This window comes from Pseudomonas sp. F8002, from assembly GCF_013385495.1.
Classification (GTDB): domain Bacteria; phylum Pseudomonadota; class Gammaproteobacteria; order Pseudomonadales; family Pseudomonadaceae; genus Aquipseudomonas.
Map to the genome: position 1 here is coordinate 1 of NZ_JACAPW010000038.1, position 18,016 is coordinate 18,016.

17 protein-coding genes and 1 pseudogene are annotated in these 18,016 nt (G+C 62.4%); 5 read left to right on the top strand and 13 right to left on the bottom strand.

The annotated features are described in order from the left end of the window. Window positions 1–113: 113 nt before the first annotated feature. The gene (locus tag HX811_RS25520) at window positions 114–1,109 is read right to left on the bottom strand and encodes a succinylglutamate desuccinylase/aspartoacylase family protein (protein ID WP_177047940.1); all 996 of its coding nucleotides are present in this window, start codon (window positions 1,107–1,109) and stop codon (window positions 114–116) included. A gap of 158 nt (window positions 1,110–1,267) precedes the next feature. On the opposite strand from HX811_RS25520, the pseudogene HX811_RS25525 reads away from it, so the two are divergent. Next, window positions 1,268–1,696 (top strand): annotated as a pseudogene (locus tag HX811_RS25525) (TetR family transcriptional regulator C-terminal domain-containing protein); the annotation flags it as partial. On the opposite strand, the gene HX811_RS32075 reads toward HX811_RS25525, so the two are convergent. From HX811_RS32075 to HX811_RS25555, 7 genes are all read right to left on the bottom strand, one after another. Continuing rightward, entirely contained in the window at window positions 1,652–2,650 is a 999-nt protein-coding gene (locus tag HX811_RS32075) for a DMT family transporter (protein WP_256344464.1), read from the bottom strand. The pseudogene HX811_RS25525 and the gene HX811_RS32075 overlap by 45 nt on opposite strands. Continuing rightward, a complete protein-coding gene (locus HX811_RS25530; protein WP_003217050.1) occupies window positions 2,647–3,345 on the bottom strand; it encodes an ABC transporter permease in 699 nt (232 codons plus the stop codon). Before HX811_RS25530 ends, HX811_RS32075 begins: the two co-directional genes overlap by 4 nt. Before the next feature lie 7 nt (window positions 3,346–3,352). Next, entirely contained in the window at window positions 3,353–4,057 is a 705-nt protein-coding gene (locus HX811_RS25535; RefSeq protein WP_003217052.1) for an ABC transporter permease, read from the bottom strand. 165 nt (window positions 4,058–4,222) lie between these two features. Continuing rightward, window positions 4,223–5,059 (bottom strand): transporter substrate-binding domain-containing protein, encoded by an 837-nt coding sequence (locus tag HX811_RS25540; protein ID WP_063030288.1) that lies wholly within the window; start codon window positions 5,057–5,059, stop codon window positions 4,223–4,225. 25 nt (window positions 5,060–5,084) lie between these two features. Next, window positions 5,085–7,079, bottom strand: coding sequence for an aminotransferase class I/II-fold pyridoxal phosphate-dependent enzyme (locus HX811_RS32140; RefSeq protein WP_177047942.1), 1,995 nt, complete (start codon window positions 7,077–7,079; stop codon window positions 5,085–5,087). 103 nt (window positions 7,080–7,182) lie between these two features. Beyond that, complete coding sequence (locus HX811_RS25550) at window positions 7,183–7,974, bottom strand: CDP-diacylglycerol diphosphatase (RefSeq protein WP_102369106.1); 792 nt, start codon at window positions 7,972–7,974, stop codon at window positions 7,183–7,185. A gap of 69 nt (window positions 7,975–8,043) precedes the next feature. Further along, window positions 8,044–9,027: an aldo/keto reductase gene (locus tag HX811_RS25555; RefSeq protein ID WP_177047945.1), complete on the bottom strand. Its 984-nt coding sequence runs from the start codon at window positions 9,025–9,027 to the stop codon at window positions 8,044–8,046. 111 nt (window positions 9,028–9,138) lie between these two features. On the opposite strand from HX811_RS25555, the gene HX811_RS25560 reads away from it, so the two are divergent. Next, a complete protein-coding gene (locus tag HX811_RS25560; RefSeq protein ID WP_177047947.1) occupies window positions 9,139–10,065 on the top strand; it encodes a LysR family transcriptional regulator in 927 nt (308 codons plus the stop codon). A gap of 57 nt (window positions 10,066–10,122) precedes the next feature. Further along, window positions 10,123–11,469: a sodium:proton antiporter gene (locus HX811_RS25565; RefSeq protein ID WP_177047949.1), complete on the top strand. Its 1,347-nt coding sequence runs from the start codon at window positions 10,123–10,125 to the stop codon at window positions 11,467–11,469. 3 nt (window positions 11,470–11,472) lie between these two features. Here the strand turns inward: HX811_RS25565 and HX811_RS25570 are convergent, their stop codons facing one another. The 3 genes from HX811_RS25570 to HX811_RS25580 form a co-directional block, all read right to left on the bottom strand. Further along, window positions 11,473–11,613 carry a hypothetical protein gene (locus tag HX811_RS25570; protein WP_003217070.1) on the bottom strand — a complete coding sequence of 47 codons (141 nt, stop codon included), beginning with the start codon at window positions 11,611–11,613 and terminating at the stop codon, window positions 11,473–11,475. A gap of 11 nt (window positions 11,614–11,624) precedes the next feature. Then, entirely contained in the window at window positions 11,625–11,837 is a 213-nt protein-coding gene (locus HX811_RS25575; protein ID WP_003217072.1) for a hypothetical protein, read from the bottom strand. A gap of 72 nt (window positions 11,838–11,909) precedes the next feature. After that, window positions 11,910–12,455, bottom strand: a complete 546-nt coding sequence (locus tag HX811_RS25580) for a hypothetical protein (RefSeq protein WP_003217074.1) — start codon at window positions 12,453–12,455, stop codon at window positions 11,910–11,912. 412 nt (window positions 12,456–12,867) lie between these two features. Here HX811_RS25580 and HX811_RS25585 point away from each other — a divergent pair, with 412 nt between their 5' ends. Beyond that, window positions 12,868–14,277, top strand: coding sequence for a circularly permuted type 2 ATP-grasp protein (locus tag HX811_RS25585; protein ID WP_177047951.1), 1,410 nt, complete (start codon window positions 12,868–12,870; stop codon window positions 14,275–14,277). A 2-nt stretch (window positions 14,278–14,279) separates the two neighbouring features. Continuing rightward, a complete protein-coding gene (locus tag HX811_RS25590; protein WP_003217078.1) occupies window positions 14,280–15,230 on the top strand; it encodes an alpha-E domain-containing protein in 951 nt (316 codons plus the stop codon). Window positions 15,231–15,390: 160 nt separating this feature from the next. On the opposite strand, the gene msrA is transcribed toward HX811_RS25590, so the two are convergent. Together msrA and HX811_RS25600 are read right to left on the bottom strand one after the other, a co-directional pair. Next, entirely contained in the window at window positions 15,391–16,086 is a 696-nt protein-coding gene (gene msrA / locus HX811_RS25595) for a peptide-methionine (S)-S-oxide reductase MsrA (RefSeq protein WP_008433754.1), read from the bottom strand. A 147-nt stretch (window positions 16,087–16,233) separates the two neighbouring features. Continuing rightward, entirely contained in the window at window positions 16,234–17,991 is a 1,758-nt protein-coding gene (locus tag HX811_RS25600; protein ID WP_177029236.1) for a cytochrome c biogenesis protein DipZ, read from the bottom strand. Window positions 17,992–18,016: the final 25 nt, after the last annotated feature.

Here is an 18,016-nt window from a genome sequence, read left to right on the forward strand (position 1 = left end):
GCCGAGTGGTGGGGCAAGAGCGTTTTGCTTACTTTTGCGCTCTTCAAAAGTGAGCCGCTGTAAGAGCGGAACCAATACCAGCCATAACCGAAGAAACGGATATGTACTCCCGCCTAAGGATCCAACACCCCCCCGCTGTACCCCTCAGACAACCGCGTCCCGGTAAACTTGGCCACCACCGAACCCTGTGAAACCAGCCGCTCCCGATGCCCCGTCACCATCCGCCCGGTTTGCGCCGCATGCAGCACAACCTCAGAAGCCGGATCCCCAGGCCGCCGAATAATCCGCGCAAACCGCTCACCCTCTTCCACCTGTTCACCCAAACCTTTTTCAAACACCAACACCCCGGCACACGGCGCCAGGATGGTCTCCATACAGCCCATATCCACCACCTGCCCGTGCCATTGCGCAATCACTGGCGCTTCATCAATCACCCCGCCAGCGCAGAGCCAAGCCCAGATCCCATCACCATCCTGCCCGGCCAGGGCATCACTCACATCCGCCTGCCCACGCAATTCAATCGTCGCCGCCAACCGCGGCTGCCCATGATCAATGACGGTCTCCTCAAACGACCCATCACCGCCCTCGTCCCAGACAATCACCACATCCACCTGCAACGCCGCCGCCAATACCTGGCCCGCGGGCCAAAAGCTGCGGTGGATGTAGAGATATGGCAGGGCTTCATCATCGGTGTGCAGGTCGAGCACCAGGTCAGCATCGGCGGCCAGTTGCACCAGGCTTTTCTGCCATTGCGCCAGGTTGCTGGCCGGCCGCTCCATGGCCAATGAATGATCAAACGCCCGGTTGAAATTCTGCCCGGTGGCTTCGTGAAACCGCCCCAACAACCGCCCCTGGCGAAACTGGCCAATGCCAAACGGGTTGGCCTGGGGCACCACCGTCACCGTGCCCTTGAGCCGGCCCTGATCCTGGCAGGCCTGCAAACGCGGCAGCAGTTGATGCAACACCAGCATTCCGGCGATTTCATCGGCATGCACACCGGCCTGCAGGTGCACCCGAGGGCCGTCGCCGTCACCCTCGAAGCGCCAGGCGCCAATGTGCAGGGTGTTCCCGGAATCCCCGGGGACTTGCCACGAAAGGTCTTTTGCCATGCCGTTGCCCTCCTCTTGTTGGTTCTGCAGGTATATATTGAACACACGTTCAACCATGTATCTTCACCGAGGGTGTGCCTGTGGCCGAAGACCGTCGCGACCTGTTGATTGCCGCCACCCTCACCAGCCTCGCCCGTGACGGGCATGCCGGCATTTCCGTGCGGCGCATCGCCGCTGAAGCCGGGGTTTCGGTGGGGTTGCTCAATCACCATTTCGGCAGCATCGATGCGCTGATCGCCGAGACCTACCACAAACTCGCCAGCGAACTGACCACCGCCCTGTGGCAGGAAGTCGACCAGGCCGTGGGCCCTGCCGCGCGGCTCGATGCATTCCTCGCCGGCTCGTTTTCCTCGCGGGTCATGGACCCGAAACTGTTGGGCGTCTGGGTGGTGTTCTGGAGCCTGATCCGCCACTCGAACCACGTGAATGACTCCCATGAAAAAAGCTACCGCGCCTACCTCGACCTGATCCGCCAGTTGCTCGACGACCTGGCCGAGAGCGAAGGCTTCGTGATCCACGACACGCGCCTGGCCGCCATCGGCTTATCGGCGATGCTCGACGGACTCTGGCTCGAGTGGTGCCTCAACCCCGGCACCTTCAGCCCCGCCAACGGGCTGCACATCTGCCGTTGCTGGATACAGGGGCTGCGTCACGGAGCATTCGGCGCCGACCACATCCTGTGACACCGGGTGCCGGGCGCTGAGCATGGCCAGGGTGCCGCTGATGGCGATCAGCACGGCGCCGAAAATCAGCGACACGTCCATCACCGTGCCCCAGACCAGGCTCGACAGCAGGAACGCCCAGATCAAACCAGTGTATTCAAACGGCGCCAGCAGCGTCGCCGTGGCCCGGCGGAAGCTCGCAAACAGCAGGAACTGGCCAATCCCGCCCACCAGCCCCGCGCCGAGCATGCCCAGCCATGCCGGGGTCGGCGATGGCGTGTGGGTCCAGGGCAGCGTCAGCGCCATGCAGATTACAAACACCACATTGGTGATCAGCATCTGCTCCAGCACCGAGGTGTTGTCGTCCACCTGGCGCAACTGGATATAGGTAAACGCCCAGCACAGTGCTGCCGCCAATGTCAGGGCGATTGGCAACGGATCGAGCATGTTGCTGGGGCGACAAGCGATCACCACGCCGACAAAGCCGATGATCAGCGAAATCCACTGGCCGCGACTGGCGCGCTCCTTGAGGATCAATGCCGCGAGCAACGTGACCATGATCGGTGCGGAAAAATACAGCGTGGTCATTTCCGCCAGGGTCAGGTCTTTGGCGGCGGTGTAGTACAGCAGCCAGGCCAGCAGCGACAGCAGGCCGCGGATGATCAACAGCTTGCGGCTGACCGAGTGCCAGGCACGCTTGAGCAAACCCATTCGCCCGGCGATCACGCACGCGGCGACCACCACCACGCTGCGCCAGAACAGGATGGTGAACACTGAGTAGTCGGCCACCAGCCATTTGATCCCGGCGTCCTGCAGCGCCAGGAACGCATAGGCCAGCGAGCACAGGGCAATCCCTTGCAACGAGCGATCGGTTTTCATCCGGCAGACCTGCGCAACGGTGTGCCGCGTCGCTCGGCAATCGCGTACAGGGCTTCAATCAAAAAGGTCAGGCACAGGTAGACCCCGGCCACCAGCAGCAGCGGCTGGTAGATCTGCAAGGTCTGGGCGCGTACCACGTTGGCGGCGCCAAGCAGGTCGACCACGGCAATGGTCGAGGCCAGCGCCGTGGACTTGAGCAGCATCACCGTCTCCCCCGCCAGGGTCGGCAGCAGCAGGCGCATGGCCCGTGGCAGGCGCACCCGCAACAGTGCCTGGCGTGGCGTCATGCCGAACGCCGAGGCGGCTTCCATTTCACCCTTGGGCACGGCCAGCAGCCCGCCGCGAATCACTTCACCGACGTACGCGCCCACCGACAACACCAGGGCGAACACGATGTACCAGTAACCGTCCCGCAGGAACGGCCAGAGGAAACTCCCGCGAATCATCGGGAACTGGGCAAACAGGCTGCCCAGGCCGTAATAGAAGATGTAGATCTGGATCAGCAACGGCGTGCCCCGCAGCACACTGGTGTAGCCCAGTGCGCAACGGGCCAGCCACTTGCGCCGGGACAGCCGCGCCAGCGCTACCAGCACCGCCAGGGCGAAGCCGAGCACTGCCGAGATCACCAGCAGCGACAGCGTCGTCTGCAAGCCCTTGGCGATCAGTCCTGCGTAATAACTTATCCACTCAGGCATGTGCGGCTCACTCGACAACCGGCATCCAGCGACGAATACGTCGCTCCAGGCGCCCGGACAGGTAGTTGGAGGCCAGTGTCACCAGGTAATACAAGGCGGCGGCCGTGAGGTAGAACAACAGGTAATGCCGGGTCGAGCCCGCCGCCTGTTTGGCGGTGTACAGCAGTTCGTTGGTGCCCACTACGCTGATCAGCGCGCTGTCCTTGATCAGGTTGATCCACAGGTTGGACATCCCCGCCAGGGCGTATGGCGCCATGATCGGCAGGGTCACCCGACGGAACAGGCCAAAGCCGCTCAAGCCAAACGCCCGCGCCGCTTCGATCTGGCCATGGGGAATCGCGAGGATCGCCGCGCGGAAAATCTCCGAGGCGTACGCGCCTTGCACCAGCCCCAGTACCAGGACTGCTACCAGCGGGCCGCTGATGTTGAACTGCGCAAACCCCAGCCACAGCATCAATGCGTTGAGGCCCATCGAGCCTGCGTAATACAGCAGCAGGATCAGCAGCAACTCGGGTACCGCGCGAAACACCGTGGTGTAGCCGCGCATCAGCATGGCTATCGGGCGCGGTGCACTGAGCTTGGCGCAGGCCACCACCAGGCCGATCAGCAGCCCCACCGCAAACGAGCCGGCGGAGATCTGCAGGGTCATCCATAACCCCTTGAGCAATGCGTTGCCCCAACCTTGTTCGCTGAAGCTGAGTAGATCGAACATCGCTGCTCCCTATTTCGATGACACGCAGTGACCCTGTGGCGAGGGAGCTTGCTGTGGCGAGGGAGCTTGCTCCCGCTGGACTGCGTAGCAGGCCCATTGTTTGGGGGCGCTTCGCACCCCAGCGGGAGCAAGCTCCCTCGCCACAAGCACTCCCTTTCTACCGGGTTAGTTGGTGTAGGGGCTGTCACATACCTTGCTGACGTACGCCGGGGTATCGGCTCTTTTGCACGGGCTGACGGACACACCAAACACGCTCTGCGAGAGGTCGGCGTAGTCCTTGCTCACCAGCAACTCACCGATGGCCTTGTCCAGGCGTGCCTTGAGTTCAGTATCTTCCTTGCGCAGGCCGGCCCCCACGCCGCGACCGATGATCGGGTCGTAAGGCACTTCGGCGATTTCGGCCAGACCCTGGGCCTCAGGGGTCTTGACCATCATGGCGATGGCGACGCCGTCGGCCATCATCAGATCGGTGCGCCCGGCAATCAGGTCGGCGTTGGCCGATTCCTGGGTGTCGTAGTACTTCAGGTCAGCAATGTTCTCGTAGTACTTCTTCAGGTAGTTGGCGCTGACGGTGGAGATCTGCACGCCGATGATCTTGCCCTTCAACCCCGCCGGCGTGACCTCGACGGTGGTGCCCTTGGGGCCGGCAATGCCCAGCAGCGAATCGTAGTAGGCGCGGCTGAAGGCGATCTGTTTTTCGCGCTCTTCGGTGACCGACATCGAGGAGAAAATCACGTCGATTTTCTTCGCCAGCAGTGACGGAATAATCCCGTCCCAGGCCACTTCCTTGATCTGGCACTCAGCCTTCATCAAGCCGCAGAGCTTGTGAATCAGGTCCACCTCAAAGCCGGACCACTCCCCGTTGCCGCCCTTCACCGTGAACGGTGGGTAAGGTTCTGCCGCCACCGCGAACACAATGGGTTTCTCCGCCGCTAACGCAGTACCTGCCGCCAGCATCAACACAGCACTGCTCAACCACTTTGCCAATCGTTTGGATTTCATGATCTTGCCCCGTCTTTTTTTGGAGTTAGCGAGTTTGATGCGCGTTGACGAACTGCCGGCAACGTTCACTGCGTGGGTCGATAAACACCGAGTCCGGCGAGCCGGTTTCCTCGATCAGGCCTTGATGCAAAAACGCGACTTTGGATGACACATCCCGGGCGAACGCCATTTCATGGGTCACCAGGATCATGGTGCGGCCTTCTTCGGCCAGGGAGCGAATCACCCGCAGCACTTCGCCCACCAGCTCCGGGTCGAGGGCCGAGGTGGGTTCGTCGAACAGCATGACTTTGGGGCGCATGGCCAGGGCTCGGGCGATGGCCACCCGCTGCTGCTGGCCGCCGGAGAGGAACGCCGGGTATTCATTGCGCTTGGCGGCCAGGCCAACCCGGTCGAGCAAGGCTTCGGCGCGCTCGATGGCTTCGGCCCGGCTTTCGCGCAGCACCTGGATCGGCGCTTCGATCAGGTTCTCCAGCACGGTGCGATGGGGCCACAGGTTGAAGTTCTGGAACACCATGCCGAGTGTCGAGCGAATCCGCACCAGTTGCCTGGCGTCGGCCACCAGCGGTGCGCCGGGCCGGCCGTAGTTGAGCTTGATGCTTTCACCGTCGACGTGGATGCTGCCCTGGTCCGGCACTTCGAGCATGTTGATGCAGCGCAGCAAGGTACTTTTGCCCGAGCCGCTGGCGCCGATCAGCGAGATCACCTCGCCTTCGTGGGCGGTCAGGGAGATGCCCTTGAGCACCTCGATATTGCCAAAGCGTTTATGCAGGTCGAGCACCTCGATCATCTTCTTCGCAGCCACCGGCTGTACGCTGATGATTTTCGCCGCAGGCTCGATTCGCGGTTCTCCGGCGAGCTTGGCGACGAAGCGGCTGATACGTTCACAGGCTTCGGCCAGTCGCGCTTCACCCAGGGTAAACGACAGCCGCACAAAACCCTGGGCCGGCTCGCCGAAGGCCGCGGCATCCAGCACGGAAACCCCTGCTTCGCGGAACAGCCGCCAGGCGAAATCCAGGGAGCCGAGGCCGGTGTCCCGCACATCCACCAACACGAACATGCCTGCCTGCGGGGCCCGCACGTGAATGCCCGGGCAACCGCCGAGGCCTGCTACCACCAGGTCGCGGCGGCGGCGGTAGGTTTCGCGCATGCCCTGGGTGACTTCATCGTGGGCCAGCACGGCGGCGGTCGCGGCTTCCATCACGAACCCCGGCAAGCCGTAGAGCATGCTCAATACCAGGGTTTCCGCGTGGGCCACCATCGCAGGCGCGGCGACGATCCAGCCGATGCGCCAGCCGGTCATGGCATGGGACTTGGACAGGCTGCCGATCACGATGCAGCGATCGGCCATGCCCGGCAACGCGGCCAGGCTATGGTATTCGCCATCGAACACCAGGCTTTCGTAGACCTCGTCCACCACTACCCACAGTTCATGCTCGATCGCCAGGTCGGCGATCACCTGCAATTCCTGGGGGTTGAGGACAACGCCGGTGGGATTGTTGGGGTTGGAGAAGAAGATTGCCCGGGTGCGAGGCGTAATGGCGGCAGCCAGCAGTGCCGGGTCGAGGCGAAAGCCCGAGTCGGCGGAACACGGCACCCGCACCAGCGTTGCGCCGCTGGCCTTGAGGGTCGCTTCGTAGGTGACGTACATCGGGTCGAGCACGATCACTTCATCACCGGCCTGCAACAGGCACAGCGAGGTGACGAACAAGGCGTTCTGCGCACCGGCCACGGTGATGACGTTTTCAGCGTCGAGCGGGCGAGCCAGGGACTGGCTGTAGCGTGCGGCGATGGCATCGCGCAGTGCCGGGCGGCCGGGGATTTCGGTGTAGTGGGTGTCGCCCTGGCGCAGGGCCTCGACGGCGGCGTCGGTGATGAACGAGGGTGTGGCGAAATCCGGATCGCCCACACTCAGGATGATGATGTCTTCGCCTTTGCTGCTGGCCTGGAAGGCGGCGTGGTGGATGTCCCAGGCGGCTACGCCCTGCCCTGCAATTCGCTCGACAAAAGGTGAAAACCGCATGCCAGTGCCTCTCGTTCAATCAGAAAAAGCGCAAGCCCGCCTGTTACCAGGCAGGGGGTGCAGCCAACATAATTGAAACTGAACACTCGTTCAACGGCAAACTTCACCGGATGTCGTTAACAGCTAAAACAGGTCGTTGTGGTGGTTTGCCCATCAGGTTGCACTGGCGGTCCTGCAGTTCTTCGGCGGAGGCCAGGTTCCATTCCTTGAGCGTCAACCGCGTGGTCAACAGGACGAAGTTGCCGTTCGCCGCCGGTGCCAACAGCAAGCTGTAACTGGCCATGGCGTCGCCCTGGGCCTGCACGTAGTCATTCAGGATGGCCAATGGGTCGCGCAGGTCGAATTCCACCGCCGACAACGTACGGGCACTGTAGGTATGCCCCTGCAGTTTTACCGGCAGGGTTTGCCAGTGCTCGTCGAGGGTTGCCGCACGTTCATTGAGGGTGTTGAAAATGTCGGGGCGCAGGCAGGCGATATGAATGTGCAACTGGTTTTGCGTGCGGCCATACCGCGAGTTGATCGCCAGGGACACATAACGGTCGGCAATCGGTGTTTGCAGGCCGGCCGAGAGTACATCGTGGTGTTTCCAGGCCTGGGCAAAGTAATGCGGCAACAAGTCCCGGGCCAGCGCGACGTCTTCGATTCCGGTGACTTTATCGGTGGGGATCAGTAAGTCCTGGTACGGGCCGTTGAGGTCCTTGAGCAGCGCGAACCCCTTGTCCGGATCAACCTCGAGGCAGGGGCGCGGATTCTGGTGCTGGTTCTGGTCGGGCACGCATTGACGGCTGACGATCTGCCACAGCACATCGGGATTGCCGCGCCATTTCCAGGCGGCTGCCACTGCCACCACACACAGCAAACCACCCATGATCTTGAACAAGGGACCGCGCTTCATGCCAAAAACCTCAACGCCAAAGGAATGTCTTTTGTGTTTTGCAGCTGCAAGACATCCCTGTCGCAAAGGTTAACGCTGGGCCGGGGCCATGAACTCCGGACCTACCGGGTCTTTTATCGTGCTGGCCAGAATACGGTCGATATGTTGCAGGTCATCGGCCGTGAGCTGCCAGCCGAACGCATCTTCAACGCCTTTTAGCTGCTCCGGCCGGCGGGCGCCCCACAGTGCAACCGTGGGGCCCTGGTCCAGCACCCAGCGCAACGCCAGGGCCAGCACAGACTTGCCGTGGCATTCGCGAGCGTACACGTCCAATGCCGCGACCGCCGCCAGGTACTGCTCAAAGCGTGGCGCCTTGAATTTCGGGTCGAGCTTGCGCACGTCATCCCCGGTAAAACCCGTGGCCGCGTGCATGCTGCCGCTCAACAAACCCCGGCACAGCGAACCGTAAGCCAAAACCACCAGTGAATTTTGCTTGGCGTACGGCAGGATATCGCTGTCGATCCCCCGCTCAAACAGGTTGTAGGGCGGCTGCACGGTGTCCAGGTGCGTGTACTGGCGGAAATCGTCCATTTGCGCAGGCGAATAATTGCTCACCCCCACGGCCAGGATCTTGCCTTCACGGCGTAGTTTTTCCAGCTCGCCGGCGGTTTCCTCCTGGGCTACCAACGGGTCGGGCCAGTGAATCTGGTAGAGGTCGATGTAGTCGGTTTCGAGGCGCAGCAGTGAGTCTTCGATTTCCTTGCGGATACGCCGGGCCGTGGCATTGCGGCGCACCGTGCCGTCGTCCCATTGCAACCCGGCCTTGGTGGCGATCACCGCCGTGTGGCGTACGCCGCGCAGGGCCCGGCCGATCAGTTCTTCCGACAGCCCAAGGCCGTAGACCGGCGCACTGTCGATAAAGTTGATGCCGCTGGCCAGCGCATGGCGAATGGTCTTGACCGAGACCTCATTATCGGCGCCGCCCCACATCGAGCCACCCATGGACCAGGTGCCCAGGGCAATCCGCGAGACGGCCTTGTCGATGCCCGGGATCTTGATGGTTTCGATACTCATGAAAAAGCCTCCGCCAGAAACAATCAGTAAAAAAACGATTACTCTAGATCATCCGTGGTTGAATCGGGCTCAACGCCGCGTGCAACCCAAACCCCATAAAAGGTGCTTGATATGGCTGCGTTCAATCGCTCCGAGTTGGCCGACCTGAATGTGTTCATGGCGATCATCCGTCGCCGCAGTTTCCGGCATGCTGCCAATGAACTTGGCGTCACCACCTCGGCCCTGAGCCACACCATGCGCAACCTGGAAACGCGCCTGGGGGTCAAGTTGCTGTATCGCACCAGCCGCGCCGTAGAGCCTACCGATGCCGGCGTGGTACTGGCGGAAAAACTCAGTGCCGGCTTTGCGACGATCCAGGACGGGCTCGACACCCTCGAACTGTACCGCGAGGCGCCGATTGGCCGCCTGCGCCTGAACGTACCCCGGGATGCCGCGGTGCTGCTGATTTCGCCGGTGCTCGGCGAGTTCACCCGCACCTACCCGCAACTGCGCCTGGACGTGATGATCGAGGACCGCATGCTCGACATCGTCGCAGAGGGCTACGACGCAGGGATCCGCTATGGCGCCACGGTGCCCCAGGACATGGTGGCCGTGCCGCTGACCGGCGAGCTGCGCTGGATCATGGTCGCCTCCCCGGCCTACCTCGCACAGGCAGGGACACCTGCAGTGCCCAGGGACTTGCTCACGCACTCCTGTGTACGCATGTACCTGGGCGACAAGACCACCTACAAATGGGAACTGGGCAATGGCGCACGCCAGCAGCGGCTCGATGTGCCCGGCCACTTCAGCGCGGCCGACACCCAGACCATCGTCGATGCGGCCCTGCAAGGCGTGGGTATTGCCTACTGCCTGGAGAATCGCGTGCTGGCGGAACTGGCCGACGGTCGTCTGGTGCAGGTGCTGCCTGACTGGACCTGCATTGGCGCGCCGTTGTGCATGTACTACCCGAGCCGCCGGCAGTCGCAGCCGGGGTTGCGGCAGCTGATCGACATGATCCGTCTGAAAACCACTGGCTCACCGTGGCTGGAATCACATTGAACCTGCACCGGGCCGTGCTCCTCAAACCTGGATAGACCACGGCCCGGTGCACGCTTGATGACTTTTATTCTGTGGATGGCCGTACTCGGCGCAGTGTTGCTCACCCTCGCCCTCACCTCCTCCTACCTGCGCTGGATGCCGGTCACCACCTCGGCGGTGTGCCTGTTGCTCGGCGTGGGTATCGGCCCGCTGGGCATGGACCTGCTGCATCTGGACATCAAGGCCTCGGCCAGTTGGATGGAACACCTGACGGAAGTCGCGGTGCTGTTTTCGCTGTTCGTCAGCGGGCTGAAACTGCGCCTGCCCCTCAAGCACCGAACCTGGCGCATTGCGTTTGGCATGGCCGGGCCGGTGATGCTCTTGACCATTCTCGGGACGTGCCTGGTGCTGCATTGGCTGTTGGGGTTGTCGTGGGGTGTTTCACTGCTGGTGGGGGCGATTCTTGCCCCCACCGACCCGGTGCTCGCGGGCCTGGTGCAGGTCAATAACGCACAGGATTATGACGCGCTGCGCTTCGGTCTTTCCGGTGAGGCAGGCTTGAACGACGGCACGGCCTTCCCGTTCGTGATCTTTGCGCTGATGTTCATGCAGCACGGCGGGTTCGACGGTGACTGGCTGGGCGGCTGGGTGCTGAAAAACCTGCTCTGGGCCGTACCTGCCGGGTTGCTCGTGGGCTACTGGATGGGGCGTGGCATCGGTCGCGTCACCCTGAAGATGCGTATCACCAATGCCGACAGCACCCTGTCGCCGAATGATTACCTGACGCTGGCCCTGATCGCCCTCGCCTATGTGGTGGCCGAAGCCATCGGCGGCTACGGCTTCCTGTCGGTATTTGCCGCCGGCCTCGGGCTGCGCCAGGCCGAGTTCAAGTCCACCGGCAATTCACAAACCCCGGCGGAACATCTGGCACAGCCGGTAGTTGGCCACATGGAAGTTGAGCCGGAGCATGCGTTGCATGGCGATGTGGGGCAACTGCAGGACACGCAAATCGCCGCCGGGGTGATGATGGGCGACATGCTCGCCTTTGGTGGCCTGGTGGAGCGTTCGATGGAAGTGTTCCTGGTGACCCTGCTGGGCGTGGTGCTGGTCAGCCATTGGGACTGGCGGGCGCTGGCGGTGGGGGCGGTGCTGTTTTGCGTGATTCGCCCCCTCAGCGTGCTGTCGATACCCTGGGGCAGCTTGCTGAACCGCCATCAGCGCGGGCTGGTGGGCTGGTTCGGGATTCGCGGGATCGGCAGCATCTACTACCTGTTCTATGCCATCAACCACGGGCTGGTGGGCACCAGCAGCGCGGTCGCGGTGAACCTGACGCTGTCAGTCATTGCCCTGAGCATCGTCGTTCATGGTCTCAGCACGCAGCCGATGCTGGCGTGGTATGAACGACGTGCCCAGGCACAACAATGACGTCTACTCCTGGTTTTCAGTGTTGCCGACGTCAGCGGCATCATCCAGGTCGTTAAGCGGTACTTCGGCATCATCCATCAATGAACCCGGGTCTTCATTGCCCGGGTCATTGAGTTCATCGTCTTCGTCTATTTCAACTGACATCACCGTCTCCTCTAACCGCCTTGGGTATCGATATCGGCATCGGTTTCAGGCTTGGGCTCGCGCTCGGGCTTGAAGTCTGGACTGTAGTCGTTTTCCTTGGCCTTGGGGTCGCTGGCAGGCTTGGGGTCTTTCGGCGCGTCGGCCGCGGTGCCGGGGGCCGGTTCGCCGCGGTCGATGGCGGGATCGTTACGGTTGCTGGTTTGCGGGTCGTTGTCTGTGCTCATGGCTCACCTCTGTTGGAAAACGCAGACTGCGTAAAGGTAAGGTCCTGCGCGGGTCGGTGAAGTTCCAATTGCTTATGAGCCGGGATTGTCCACCTGGATGTAAAACGCGTAGGCCCCCAGCATCACCCAGAACACCATGAACAGCCAGGGCGCGCGCATCGAGAACAACAGCGACTTGCGATAGCCCTTGTGGGACGACTCCATCTCACTGAACAGTGGCGACTCATCGTAGGCCAGGCCCATCACCGGCTCGCTGCGCAGCAGTTCGCTCTGCTTGTAATGCCAGTGGTCGATGATTTCGTAGGCCGCCCGAATCCCCGGCCAGGCGTTGAGGGAACTGAGAATGCCCAGGGTCGCCAGGAACACGGGCACCACCAGGGTGAACAGCTTGCCCCATTCGGGGTTCAGGTTGCCCATGCCGGACACGAAGGCGATCACCAGGAATGACTGGGCCGTGAGGTAGGCGTCGGTGCGGTTGGCCAGGATGCTGGTTTCGTACTGGATTTCACGCCGGTAAAAGTCGAGACGGTCCTTGGGCGAACCGAAAATCTTCGCGTTGTGTTCGCTGTGGTCGGTCAGGCTCGATTCCGGGGTGTCGGGGGAGATGATTCTGGGCACATCCGTGCTCCGTGCTGGCATTTGAAGCAGTTTAGAAGAACCGGGCTGGTGCAAAGTTCAAGTAATCAGTGCACCGTTTTGAGGCGATAGGGCCGCATCGGTGGCGCGGGAGCTTGGGCCCGCTGGACCGGGACAGCGCTCCAGTGCGCAGCGGTCTGATTCCTTTTTGGGGCCGCTGCGCAGCCCAGCGGGAGCAAGCTCCCTCGCCACCAGGTGGATGGCACAGGCATTGCTTTAGTCCTTTATCTGCCCGGATACAGGAGCAATCGTTACCCCCCGACCCAGAGCCCACCCCAAAAGAAAGTAAGGACCAGGCCTGCTGGCACCATCAGCCACGGGCTCATAAAAAATGCGTTTTCTAAAGCGGCAGTGCCAAAGCGCAGTTAGTCCCGGCACTGACAAGGTAATTGGAATGGCTCGATCTTTCTTTGATGAAATGAATGACGCACAAGGCGTTTGCCGTGCGCATTATCAGGAATTCTCCCGCTGGCTGGCCAACACGCCGCCAGAACTGCTGGCCCAGCGCCGCCGTGAAGCCGACCTGCTGTTTCACCGCGCCGGGATCACCTTCACCCTGTATGGCGACGAGCAAGACACCGAGCGCCTGATTCCCTTCGATATCATCCCCCGCAGCATCCCCGCCAGTGAGTGGAGTGTCATCGAACGTGGCTGTATCCAGCGGGTGAATGCGCTGAACATGTTCCTTGCCGACATCTACCACGACCAACGCATCATCAAGGCCGGGATCATTCCCGCCGATCAGGTGCTGGGCAACGAGGGCTACCAGAAGGCCATGGTTGGCCTGGACCTGCACCGCGATATCTACTCGCACATCTCCGGGGTCGACCTGGTGCGCGATGGCGACGGCACCTACTACGTGCTCGAAGACAACCTGCGTACCCCCAGCGGCGTGAGCTACATGCTCGAAGACCGCAAGATGATGATGCGCCTGTTCCCCGAGGTGTTCGCCAAGCAACGCATCGCCCCGGTGGACCACTACCCCAACCTGCTGCTCAAGACCCTGAAAAGCTCCAGCCGCCTGGACAACCCGAATGTGGTGGTGCTGACGCCGGGCCGGTTTAACAGCGCGTTCTTCGAGCATGCATTCCTGGCCCGGGAAATGGGCGTGGAGCTGGTGGAAGGCGCCGACCTGTTCGTGCACGACCTCAAGGTGTTCATGCGTACCACCGACGGCCCCAAGGCCGTGGATGTGATCTACCGCCGCATCGACGATGCCTTCCTCGATCCGCAGGCTTTCAACCCCGATTCGATGCTCGGCGTGCCCGGCCTGGTCGCGGCGTACTGCGGGGGCAACGTAGTGCTGGCGAATGCGATAGGCACCGGCGTGGCGGACGACAAGTCGATCTATCCGTACGTGCCGGAAATGATCCGGTTCTACCTGGATGAAGAGCCGGTCCTGCAAAACGTGCCGACGTTCCAGTGCCGCAAGCCGGATGAGCTGTCCCACGTACTGGCGCACCTGCCGGAACTGGTGGTCAAGGAAACCCAGGGTTCCGGCGGCTACGGCATGCTGGTGGGCCCGGCGTCCAGCGCGGCCGAGATCGAGGACTTCCGCCAGCGTATCAAGGCCCGCCCTCACGCCTACATCGCCCAACCGACCTTGAGCCTGTCCACTTGCCCGACATTTGTCGAAAACGGCATCGCGCCGCGGCATATCGACCTGCGACCGTTCGTGCTCTCGGGCAAGGAAACCCGCCTGGTACCCGGTGGCTTGACCCGCGTGGCGCTGCGCGAAGGCTCATTGATCGTCAACTCGTCGCAAGGCGGCGGAACCAAGGACACCTGGGTGGTGGAGGGCTGAGTATGCTGAGTAGAACCGCCGCAGATCTGTATTGGATGTCCCGTTACCTGGAGCGTGCCGAGAACCTGGCGCGCATGCTGGAAGTCAGTTATTCGCTGTCGTTGATGCCCCAGGCCGGGCGCAGTGACGGGCTGGACGAGTTGGCCATGTCGCTGCTCAGCAGCGGCACCCTGGACAGTTACCTTGAGCGCCATCAGCAACTGGACGCCGAGCGCATGCTGCACTTCTTCGCCCTCGACGAGGAAAACCCCGCCAGTATCTACAACTGCCTGCGGGCTGCACGGGGTAATGCCCATGCGGTGCGGGGACGGATCACGGCTGATATGTGGGAAAACCTCAACGCCACCTGGCTGGAGATGCGCAGTATTGCGGCCGGCGGGTTGGCGCGGCATGGCATCAGCCACTTTTGTGACTGGGTGAAGCAGCGCTCGCACCTGTTTCGTGGGGCGACGTCCGGGACGATCATGCGTAACGATGCGTATCGGTTTATTCGGCTGGGGACGTTTGTCGAGCGGGCGGATAACACGTTGCGGTTGCTGGACGCGCGGTATGAAATGTTTGGGGAAGAGTCCGAGGAAGTCAGCGACCTTTCGGCACGCGGGTATTACCAGTGGAGCGCGTTGTTGCGGGCGCTGTCGTCGTTTGAGGCGTATACCGAGCTGTACCCGAATGCGCTGAATGCGCGGTCGGTGTCGGAGTTGTTGCTGTTGCGCAGTGATGTGCCGCGCTCGTTGCATGCGTGTATCGAGGAGTTGAGCCATATCCTGGCGGACCTGCCGGGGAGTTATGGGCGTACGGCCCAGCGTTTGGCGGCGGAGTTTGAGGCGCGGCTGAGGTATACAGGGATTGATGAGATTCTGGAGGATGGGCTGCATAGCCGGTTGACGGATTTTATCGACACCGTGCGGGAGTTGGCGCGGGCGATTCATAGCTCCTACCTTGAAGTCGTCTGATGATCGTTCCCACGCTGATCGTTCCCACGCTCCGCGTGGGAATGAATCCGGTGACGCTCCGCGTCACGACTTCAAAAGCGGACGCAGAGCGCCCTGGCGGCATTCCCACGCAGAGCGTGGGAACGATCGTCGAGCGTCGAGAGTGGGAACGATCATAGGTCTACTGGTTTTTCACCAGTACCGGTTCTGCGCGGTACTGCTCAGGGAACAATTTTTTCAGCTGGGCCACCTTTGGCAGGTCGTTGATCACGATGTAGGGGTACGACGGGTTTTCGGTCAGGAAGTCCTGGTGATAGGACTCCGCCGGGTAGAAGGCTTTGCCCATCTCGATCTTGGTCACGATCGGCTTGTCGAAGGCTTTCGCGGCGTCGAGCTGGGCGATGTAGGCCTGGGCGACTTTTTGCTGTTCGGCGTTCTGGGCAAAGATCGCCGAGCGGTACTGGGTGCCGCTGTCCGGGCCCTGGCGGTTGAGTTCCGTGGGGTTGTGGGCGACCGAGAAGTAGATCTGCAGCAGCTTGCCGTAGCTGACCTTGCTCGGGTCGTAGGTCACGGCGACGGATTCGGCGTGGCCGGTGTCGCCGCCGCTGACGCTTTCGTACTGCGCGGTGCTCGCCGCGCCGCCGTCATAGCCGGAGACGGCGTTTTTCACCCCTTGCACATGCTGGAACACACCCTGCACGCCCCAGAAGCAGCCGCCGGCGAAGACCGCGGTTTGCAGGTTGTTCGCGTCTGCCGGCAGGTCCATGGCCGGTGGCGCGATGGCCACGGCGTCGTCGGACGGGCCGAAGGAGAACGCCGAGCTGTGGCCGACAAAGGCGGCGAACGCCAGGGCCGGTAAGTACTTAAGCAGTTTCATCTCAGTCACTCCGAAACGTCAGGATAAATGCGGTCAACTGTGGGAGCTGGCTTGCCTGCGATGGCGGTGGTGAATTCAACATCGCTATCGCAGGCAAGCCAGCTCCCACATTGATTGGGTTTTCAGTTCAAGCGTTACGTCGCCGGGTTAGCCGAAGGTGAAGGCGTAAGCCGCCACGTGTGGGTCAAGAAACTCGATGCTGAACGTACGGTCCTTGATGGCATCCGGCTGGCGCACTAACTGGTACAAGCGTTGTTCGGTCACGGTGCCGCTGCCATCCGGCGCGACGTCGGTGCCGTGGGCATCCCCCGGCGCCTGGCCGTCGATGCTGACCTTGAAGCGCACCGGCTTGCCGTCGGCGCCCGGGCCCAGCACCAGGTGCAGGTCACGGGCGTGGAAGCGGTAGACGATCTTGCCGTTGGCCGCTGCGAGGGTGGCTTGCTGGCCGCCGACGTTCCATGGGCCTTCCAGGGTCCAGTTGTTCAAGGCCAGGTTGCCGGCTGCCGGGTAGTTCACCACCTTGTCGGTGCCCAGGGTGCCGGTGGTCACGAAGTTCTCGGCGCGCTGGAAGCCCAGGTAGGTTTCCGGCGACTGCACTTCGTTCATGTCCGGTGCGGCCTGGATGCCCTTGGCATCGGCTTCGATCAAGCCGCCCGCCACCTTGGTAGCGCCCGCCTCACGCAGCAGTTGCTGGATCACTCGCTCGGACTCGGCGTAGTCACCCTCGCCAAAATGGTGATAGCGGATCTGGCCCTTGGCATCGGCAAAGTAATGCGCCGGCCAGTACTGGTTGTTGAAGGCGCGCCAGATCTTGTAGTTGTTGTCGATGGCCACCGGGTAAGTGATGCCCAGGTCCTTCATGGCCTTGGTGACGTTGTTCACGTCGCGTTCGAAGGCGAATTCCGGAGCGTGCACACCGATCACCACCAGGCCCTGGTCGCGGTATTTCTCGGCCCAGGCCTTGACGTACGGCAAGGTGCGCAGGCAGTTGATGCAGGAGTAGGTCCAGAAATCCACCAGCACCACCTTGCCTTTCAACGCCTCGGCAGTCAGTGGCTCGGAGTTGAGCCATTGCACGGCACCGTCCAGCGGCGGCAACTGGCCTTCCACTGGCAGCGTGTCACTGTGGTTGGCGGCCATCATCGCGCCGCCGGCCATCATCGCCCCGCTCTTCTGTTCAGGCTTGGCGCTGAGTTTCTCCACCAGGCTTTGTTCCAGGCCACCGGTTGACGCCGTCGACAGGCGCGCCAGGATCCCGGTGTCCAGGCCCAGGGCGATGGCCGCCACACCGGCCAACATCAGGGCGCCGAGCCCACGACGCAGCCATTCACCAGCGCCCAGCGAACGCTTCATGAAACCGAAGACTTTACCGCCGACCAGCAGCGCCAAGGCCAGGGAGGTGGCAGCCCCTGCCGCGTAGGCCAGCAAGAGCAAGGTAGTGCCGATACTGGCGCCCTGCAGCGCGGCGCCCGTCAGCACCAGCCCTAGGATGGGCCCGGCGCACGGCGCCCACAGCAGCCCGGTGGCCACGCCGATCAGGAACGATGCGCCCGGACGCGGCCGCGAATCGGCCCCGGCGGCTTCCGACAGGCGACTGCCCGCGGCCACCAGCGGCCGGGTCAGGCGCTCGGACAGGCTTGGCAGCAGCAGCGTCAGCCCGAATAGCGCAACAAACAGCAACGCGAGCCAGCGACCGTACTGATTGACTTGCACCACCCAACCGCCGCCCACCGCCGCGAGCGAGGCGACCAGGGCGAAGGTCATCGCCATCCCCAGCAGCAGCGGCAAGCCACTGCGCAAAAACGGCTGCCCGGTGCGAGCGAAGACAAAAGGCAGAACCGGCAGGATGCAGGGACTGACAATCGTCAGCACGCCGCCCAGATATGCGAGAACCAAAAGCCACATGGGGTAGACCCTTATAGGAAGACAT

What these genes read in the sequence shown, in the direction of transcription:
- HX811_RS25535 (WP_003217052.1), bottom strand. Translation starts at nt 4,057, where the DNA reads ATGTTCGATCTACTCAGCTTCAGCGAACAAGGTTGGGGCAACGCATTG.
- HX811_RS25585 (WP_177047951.1), top strand. Translation starts at nt 12,868, where the DNA reads ATGGCTCGATCTTTCTTTGATGAAATGAATGACGCACAAGGCGTTTGC.
- HX811_RS32140 (WP_177047942.1), bottom strand. Translation starts at nt 7,079, where the DNA reads ATGCGGTTTTCACCTTTTGTCGAGCGAATTGCAGGGCAGGGCGTAGCC.
- HX811_RS25570 (WP_003217070.1), bottom strand. Translation starts at nt 11,613, where the DNA reads ATGTCAGTTGAAATAGACGAAGACGATGAACTCAATGACCCGGGCAAT.
- HX811_RS25520 (WP_177047940.1), bottom strand. Translation starts at nt 1,109, where the DNA reads ATGGCAAAAGACCTTTCGTGGCAAGTCCCCGGGGATTCCGGGAACACC.
- HX811_RS25550 (WP_102369106.1), bottom strand. Translation starts at nt 7,974, where the DNA reads ATGAAGCGCGGTCCCTTGTTCAAGATCATGGGTGGTTTGCTGTGTGTG.
- msrA (WP_008433754.1), bottom strand. Translation starts at nt 16,086, where the DNA reads ATGAAACTGCTTAAGTACTTACCGGCCCTGGCGTTCGCCGCCTTTGTC.
- HX811_RS25575 (WP_003217072.1), bottom strand. Translation starts at nt 11,837, where the DNA reads ATGAGCACAGACAACGACCCGCAAACCAGCAACCGTAACGATCCCGCC.
- HX811_RS25600 (WP_177029236.1), bottom strand. Translation starts at nt 17,991, where the DNA reads ATGTGGCTTTTGGTTCTCGCATATCTGGGCGGCGTGCTGACGATTGTC.
- HX811_RS25540 (WP_063030288.1), bottom strand. Translation starts at nt 5,059, where the DNA reads ATGAAATCCAAACGATTGGCAAAGTGGTTGAGCAGTGCTGTGTTGATG.
- HX811_RS25530 (WP_003217050.1), bottom strand. Translation starts at nt 3,345, where the DNA reads ATGCCTGAGTGGATAAGTTATTACGCAGGACTGATCGCCAAGGGCTTG.
- HX811_RS25555 (WP_177047945.1), bottom strand. Translation starts at nt 9,027, where the DNA reads ATGAGTATCGAAACCATCAAGATCCCGGGCATCGACAAGGCCGTCTCG.
- HX811_RS32075 (WP_256344464.1), bottom strand. Translation starts at nt 2,650, where the DNA reads ATGAAAACCGATCGCTCGTTGCAAGGGATTGCCCTGTGCTCGCTGGCC.
- HX811_RS25560 (WP_177047947.1), top strand. Translation starts at nt 9,139, where the DNA reads ATGGCTGCGTTCAATCGCTCCGAGTTGGCCGACCTGAATGTGTTCATG.
- HX811_RS25565 (WP_177047949.1), top strand. Translation starts at nt 10,123, where the DNA reads ATGACTTTTATTCTGTGGATGGCCGTACTCGGCGCAGTGTTGCTCACC.
- HX811_RS25590 (WP_003217078.1), top strand. Translation starts at nt 14,280, where the DNA reads ATGCTGAGTAGAACCGCCGCAGATCTGTATTGGATGTCCCGTTACCTG.